This is a genomic window from Streptomyces sp. NPDC052687 (assembly GCF_040678395.1).
In the GTDB taxonomy this organism is placed as follows: Bacteria; Actinomycetota; Actinomycetes; order Streptomycetales; family Streptomycetaceae; genus Streptomyces.
Map to the genome: position 1 here is coordinate 133,601 of NZ_JBFATR010000012.1, position 6,114 is coordinate 139,714.

The following is a 6,114-nucleotide window of genomic DNA, read 5'->3' on the forward strand; positions in this document are numbered from 1 at the left end:
CGATGAGACCGGACGACCGCACCAGCCGCCGAAGCGCCCAGGGCGGTATCCCCGACGGTCTGCTGATCGGCATACTCGCGTTCCTGCTCGGCATGACCCTGATGGTCTGGTCGGCCACCGGCCTCGCCGCCTGGTTCGCCCACGGCGCCTGGCCGGACACCGTCACCTTCGCCCGTACGCCGCTGGCCATGCGCAGCCTGATCGCCCAGCCGCACGACATCCCGGGCGCCTGGCCGGACACCCCGGCCGGGCAGCTGTCGGGGTACGGGCTGTTCTGGGGGCTGTTCATCGGACAGCTGATGGTGCTGGTCGTGCTGACCGTGTTCGTCCTGGGCACGGTGGCCCGCTGGCGCGCGGGCCGGGCCGGCCGACGCCACCAGCCGGTGCCGGAGGCCGCCCCGACGCCCACGTCCGCCGGCGCTCCGGAGCCGCAGTACGAGGTCCCCACGCCCCGCAGGGAGCCCGACCCCGCCCCGGCCCACGCCCCCGCCGGCCCGGTCCCGGCACCCGCCCCGCTCGCCCCGGCGCCGCAGGAGCACGCGGTGGAGGCCCGTGCGGTGGATCCCCGTGCGGTGGATCCCCGTGCGGAGCCCGTGCCTCAGGGGGAGGGGCACGGGCAGGCCCCGTACGAGCCGGTCCCGGCCGCCGCACCCGCACCCGCGCCCGCACCCGCCGGGCAGCGTCTGATCCTCGCCCCCCGCGAACTGCGCCACGCCACCGCCGCCCAGGCCGTGCGCGACGCCGCCGGCCCCGCCCTCGTCGTCACCTCCAACCCGGCCCTCTGGTCCGACACCAAGGACGCCCGCGCCAAACTGGGCCCGGTCCTCCTCTACGACCCCCACCACCTGTGCGACACCCCGTCCCGGCTGCACTGGTCCCCCACCGCGGGCTGCGAGTCCCAGCAGACGGCGGTCCGGCGCGCCGTGGCGCTCCTCGCGCCCGTCCGCCCCACCGCCCGGATCGACCAGGCGGTCACCGACACGGCCGAGACCCTGCTGCGCTGCTGTCTGCACGCCGCCGCCCTGGACGGCCGTACGATCCGCCACGTCCACCGCTGGTCCCAGGGCACCCACATCCAGGAAGCCGTCCGGACCCTGCGCACCCACCCCAAGGCGGCACCCGGCTCCGCCGGCGAGCTGGAGTCCGCGCTCACCGCCCACCCCGAGCGCCGCGACATGGCCCAGCAGCTGATCGGCCGCGCCCTGTCCGCGCTGTCCACGGTCCACGTGCGCGAGGCATGCACTCCAAACCGAACTGATGCCCTCGCCTTGGATTCCTTCATCGCGGAAGGGGGAAGTCTTTATGTGGTGGGTGAATCCATCGAGGACCCCAGGACCGACCCGGGCGCGATGCCCTTCCTGACGGCCCTCGTCTCCAGCGTGGTCGAGCACGGCCGGCGCATGGCCGAAAGGTCATCCCCCGGTCGGCTCGACCCACCAGTCACCCTCGTCCTGGACGACGTGGCGGCCGTCGCCCCGCTCCCCCAGCTCCCGGACCTCCTCGCGTCCGGCCCGGACCAGGGCATGCCCACGCTCGCCCTGCTCCGCTCCCGCGAACAGGCCCGCTCCCGCTGGCCCCACGACGAACTGCCCGTCTGAGGCCACGAGCCCGAGCCGAGCCGGGAACACGGGGGCGTCACAGGCCCACGGGAAGTCGAGGCGTCACAGACCCACGGGCGCCACCAGCCCGGAGCGCAGGCCTCAGCCCGCGGCCGACTCCAGCACGTACTCCAGCTCCCGCTCCTCCTCCCGCCCCTGCAGCGGCACCACCACCCCGCTCGGCGCGAAGCCCATCTTCCGGTAGAAGCCCTGGGCCCGCTCGTTGTCCTCGTGCACGATCAACCGCACCCGCTCCAGCCCGATCTCCCCGCACCAGGCCAGCACCGCCTCGAAGAGCCGCTCGCTCAGCCCGCGCCCGCGATACTCGGGCCGTACGAACACCCCGACCACATGCCCCTGCCGGCGCTCGACCGGGAACCCCGCCCAGTCCGTCGTCCCGGCCTCCTCGACCAGCACCGTCACGGTCCCCGCCCAGTCGCCGTCCGCCCCCTCGGCGATGACCTGCCGCGCCCCGGTCCCTCCCTCGGCCACGCTCGCCGTCCGCTCACGCCAGAAGGAGTCCGGACGGTTCACGGCCGTCTCATAGGTCTCCAGAAAGGCCAGGTGCGCGAGCGGATCACGGAGCGCGGCCAAGCGCAGCGCCTTCGCGGCCGGCCACTCCTCGGCCCGCACCGCGCGCACCACGAACATCTCGTCAACATCCATGACAGAACCCATGCCGGCCACCGTAGTACCGGGGTACTACGCCGCTCACCCGGAATACTGCCCGCGGTCGGACGCCCGCCGCCCCCGCGCGGACGAGCATCGACGCATGATTACGGCACAGGACCTCACCAAGCGCTACGGCGACAAGACCGTCGTCTCCGACCTCTCCTTCACCGTCCGGCCGGGCACCGTCACCGGCTTCCTCGGCCCCAACGGCGCCGGCAAGTCCACCACGATGCGGATGCTCCTCGGCCTGGACGCCCCCACCCGCGGCCGCACCGCCATCAACGGCCGCCCCTACGCCGCCCATACCGCACCCCTCACCCAAGTCGGCGCGCTGCTGGAGGCCCGCTCGGTGCACCCCGGCCGCACCGCCCGCCACCACCTGACCGCCCTCGCCCTCACCCACGGCATCCCCCGCGCCCGCGTCGCCCGGGTACTGGACCTCACCGGCCTCACCGACGTCGCGAACCGCCGCGTCAAGGGCTTCTCCCTCGGCATGGGCCAGCGCCTCGGCATCGCCGCCGCCCTGCTCGGCGACCCGGAGGTGCTCATCCTCGACGAGCCGGTCAACGGCCTCGACCCCGAGGGCGTCCTGTGGATCCGCACCCTGCTCAAGTCGCCGCCGAAGGCCGCACCGTCCTCGTCTCCTCGCACCTCATGAGCGAGATGGCCCTGACCGCCGAGCACCTGATCATCATCGGCCGCGGCCGCCTCCTCGCCGACACCACGGTCGCGGACTTCGTACGCCAGTCCGGAGCCGGCACCGTCAAAGTCGTCACCCCCGAAGCCACCGCCCTCGCCCGGCATCTGTCCGCCCCCGGCGTCGACATCACCAGCGACACCCCCGGCACCCTCCACGTCCACGGCACCGACGCCGAGCACATCGGCCGCACCGCCGCCGCCCACGGCATCCCCCTGTTCGAACTGACCCCGCGCGCCGCCTCCCTCGAGGAGGCCTTCATGGACCTCACCCGCGACGCGGTGGAGTACACCGCCACCCTCGAAGGAGCCTCCGCATGACCACCCTGGCGGTCACCCCGGCCCGCGTCCTGCACGCCGAATGGCACAAGCTGTGGACGCTCCGCTCCACCTGGCTCAACCTCGCCCTGATCCCCCTGCTGACGATCGGCACGGGCGTCGCCGTCGGCAGCGCCTACGAGTCCGGCGACGCCACCGGGATGGACACCGTCCTGCTCACCCTCCTCGGTATGCAGTTCAGCCAGATCACCGTGGGCGTCCTCGGCATCCTCTCCACCGCCGAGGAGCACTCCACGGGCCTCGCCCGCTCCACCATGGCGGCCGTCCCGACCCGCCTGCCCGTCCTGTGGTCCAAGGCGGCGATCCTCGGCGCCGTCTCCTTCCTCACCGTCCTCGCCACCAACCTCATCACCTTCCACCTCGTCCAGACCCTCCTCACCGGCACCGACAAGGAGGCCTCCCTCGGCGACCCGGGCATCCTGCGCGCCCTCGTCGGCAACGCCGCCGGCCTCGCCCTCCTCACCGTCCTCGCCGCGGGCCTCGGCGCCCTGCTCCGCTCCGTCCCCACCAGTGTCGGCGTCCTGATCGGCGTCGTCATGATCCTTCCGGAGGTGCTGCGGATGCTGCCCTACGACATCGTCGACGACGCCGTACGCCACTTCCCCGGCAAGGCCCTCGAAGTCCTCACCCACGCCGACCCGGCCCCCGGCATGACCACCCCCGGCACCGCTCTCCTCTCCCTCGCTCTCTGGACGGCGGCCACCCTCGCCGCGGCGGCCGTCTTTCTCAAGCGACGGGACGTATGACCCCCGCGCCCCGCACCATGGACGCCATGCCGCAGGCCCCCGAGCCCCTGACCCAGCACATCCAACGCCTCCTCACCCGGGTGCGCGCCTTCGACCGGCGCCATCCGCTGGCCTGGGACCTCCACCTGACCGGCTTGTGCGTCTCCATCGCCCTGCTGGACTACGCCGTCGGCGGCTGGCGCGACCTCGCGCGCGGCACACCCGCCCCCGACTGGCTCGTCGTCGTCCTCAGCCTCGGCTTCTCCGTCCCCCTCCTCTGGCGCCGCACCCACCCCCTCGCGGTCCTGCTGGCCATGACCCCGCCCGCCCTGGCCACCGCCTGGACCGGCACGGTCCTCCAGGCCGCCATGCTCCAACTGGTCGTCGTCTACAACATCGCCCTGCGCCTCCCCCTGCGCTCCCTGTGGTGGACCACCGCTGTCGCTACGCTCCCCACCCTTCTCCTCACTGTCCGTCACCGGGAAAACGGCTGGGATCAGGAGATGGTTCCCCCGCTGATGTCACTCGCCGTGGCCGTTCTGGCGGGCATCGCGGTCCGCACCCGCCGCGACTACACGGAGGCCCTCGAAGACCGCGCCCGCCGCTTGGAGATCGAACGCGACCAGCAGGCCCGGCTCGCCGCCGCCGCCGAACGGGCCCGCATCGCCCGCGAGATGCACGACATCATCGGCCACAACCTCTCCGTCATCACCGGCCTGGCCGACGGCGGCCGCTACGCCGCCGCGAAGTCCCCGCAGCGAGCCGCCCAGGCCCTGGACGCCATCGCCGGCACCAGCCGCCAGGCCCTCGCCGAACTCCGCCGCCTCTTGGACGTCCTGCGCGACGACCACCAGCACCCCGAGGCCGACCTCGCCCCGCAGCCCGCGCTGACGGATCTGGACCGGCTCATCGACGGCGTCCGCGCGGCCGGCCTCCCCGTCCGCACCACCGTCCACGGCACCCCGTCCCTCCCTCCGGGCCGCCAGCTCACGGTCTACCGCGTCATCCAGGAGGCCCTGACCAACACCCTCAAACACGCGGGCCCGGACGCCATCGCGGAGATAGTGCTGCACTACGACGCCCAGGGCGCCGCCACCGTCACGATCACCGACACCGGCCACGGCCGGCCCGCGAACGGCACCGGCGGAGGCCGCGGGCTTCCCGGCATGCGCGAGCGAACGGCCCTCTACGGCGGCACACTTGAGGCCGGTCCCCGCCCGCACCCCGAACGGGGCTGGCGCGTCCGTCTGCACCTACCGGAGGAAGCCCCGCAGTGACGACCGTCCTCATCGCCGACGACCAGCCCCTCCAGCGCCTCGGCTTCCGCATGCTGCTGGAGAGCCAGGACGACATGTCGGTCCTCGGCGAGGCCGCGAACGGGACGGAGGCGGTCCGGATGACCGCCGAGCTGCACCCCGACGTCGTCCTGATGGACGTCCGCATGCCCGGCCTCGACGGCATCGAGGCCACCCGCCGCATCGTCGCCACCGGCGACCGCACCCGCGTCCTGATCCTCACCACCTTCGACCTCGACGAGTACGCCTACTCCGGCCTCCGCGCCGGGGCCTCCGGCTTCCTCGTCAAGGACGCGCAGCCCGAGGAACTGCTGTCGGGTATCCGCGCGGTCGCCACCGGGGACGCGGTCGTCGCCCCCAGCACGACCCGCCGCCTCCTCGACGCCTACGCCCAGCACCTCCCGGCCGGCCACCCACCGGCCGGCACCCCGGCACCCGAAGACCCCCGCTTGGCCCCTCTCACCGACCGGGAACGAGAAATCCTCACGGTCATCGGCAAAGGCTGGACGAACACCGAGATAGCGACCCGCCTCCACCTCGCCGAATCCACGGTGAAAACGCATGTGAGCCGCGTCCTCGCGAAAACGGGCTCACGGGACCGCATTCAGGCGGTGATCCTGGCGTACGACACCAGGCTGGTGGAACCCTCCTGAAACGCAGAAAAGCCCCGTGCCGAATGGCACGGGGCTTTTCTCAATAATTGTTCGGCGGCGTCCTACTCTCCCACAGGGTCCCCCCTGCAGTACCATCGGCGCTGTGAGGCTTAGCTTCCGGGTTCGGAATGTAACC

5 protein-coding genes, 1 rRNA gene and 1 pseudogene are annotated in these 6,114 nt (G+C 73.0%); 5 read left to right on the top strand and 2 right to left on the bottom strand.

Annotation, left to right across the window (positions count from 1 at the left end; all coding sequences use genetic code 11):
• The first annotated feature begins 2 nt into the window (after nt 1–2).
• The gene (locus AB0K92_RS13935; RefSeq protein WP_365922484.1) at nt 3–1,598 is read left to right on the top strand and encodes a type IV secretory system conjugative DNA transfer family protein; all 1,596 of its coding nucleotides are present in this window, start codon (nt 3–5) and stop codon (nt 1,596–1,598) included.
• A 102-nt stretch (nt 1,599–1,700) separates the two neighbouring features.
• Here the strand turns inward: AB0K92_RS13935 and AB0K92_RS13940 are convergent, their stop codons facing one another.
• On the bottom strand, nt 1,701–2,276 hold the full coding sequence (locus tag AB0K92_RS13940) for a GNAT family N-acetyltransferase (RefSeq protein ID WP_365922485.1): 576 nt from the start codon (nt 2,274–2,276) through the stop codon (nt 1,701–1,703).
• Nucleotides 2,277–2,370: 94 nt separating this feature from the next.
• On the opposite strand from AB0K92_RS13940, the pseudogene AB0K92_RS13945 reads away from it, so the two are divergent.
• From AB0K92_RS13945 to AB0K92_RS13960, 4 genes and pseudogenes are all read left to right on the top strand, one after another.
• A pseudogene (locus AB0K92_RS13945) lies at nt 2,371–3,287 on the top strand (ABC transporter ATP-binding protein).
• Nucleotides 3,284–4,051 carry an ABC transporter permease gene (locus AB0K92_RS13950; protein ID WP_365922487.1) on the top strand — a complete coding sequence of 256 codons (768 nt, stop codon included), beginning with the start codon at nt 3,284–3,286 and terminating at the stop codon, nt 4,049–4,051. Before AB0K92_RS13945 ends, AB0K92_RS13950 begins: the two are co-directional and overlap by 4 nt.
• Nucleotides 4,048–5,307, top strand: coding sequence for a histidine kinase (locus tag AB0K92_RS13955; RefSeq protein ID WP_365922489.1), 1,260 nt, complete (start codon nt 4,048–4,050; stop codon nt 5,305–5,307). The genes AB0K92_RS13950 and AB0K92_RS13955 overlap by 4 nt, the downstream gene beginning before the upstream one ends.
• Nucleotides 5,304–5,978 (top strand): response regulator transcription factor, encoded by a 675-nt coding sequence (locus AB0K92_RS13960; protein ID WP_365922491.1) that lies wholly within the window; start codon nt 5,304–5,306, stop codon nt 5,976–5,978. The genes AB0K92_RS13955 and AB0K92_RS13960 overlap by 4 nt, the downstream gene beginning before the upstream one ends.
• Nucleotides 5,979–6,027: 49 nt before the next feature.
• Here the strand turns inward: AB0K92_RS13960 and rrf are convergent.
• Nucleotides 6,028–6,114 (bottom strand): 5S ribosomal RNA (gene rrf / locus AB0K92_RS13965); the annotation flags it as partial.

What these genes read in the sequence shown, in the direction of transcription:
- AB0K92_RS13955 (WP_365922489.1), top strand. Translation starts at nt 4,048, where the DNA reads ATGACCCCCGCGCCCCGCACCATGGACGCCATGCCGCAGGCCCCCGAG.
- AB0K92_RS13950 (WP_365922487.1), top strand. Translation starts at nt 3,284, where the DNA reads ATGACCACCCTGGCGGTCACCCCGGCCCGCGTCCTGCACGCCGAATGG.
- AB0K92_RS13940 (WP_365922485.1), bottom strand. Translation starts at nt 2,276, where the DNA reads ATGGGTTCTGTCATGGATGTTGACGAGATGTTCGTGGTGCGCGCGGTG.
- AB0K92_RS13935 (WP_365922484.1), top strand. Translation starts at nt 3, where the DNA reads ATGAGACCGGACGACCGCACCAGCCGCCGAAGCGCCCAGGGCGGTATC.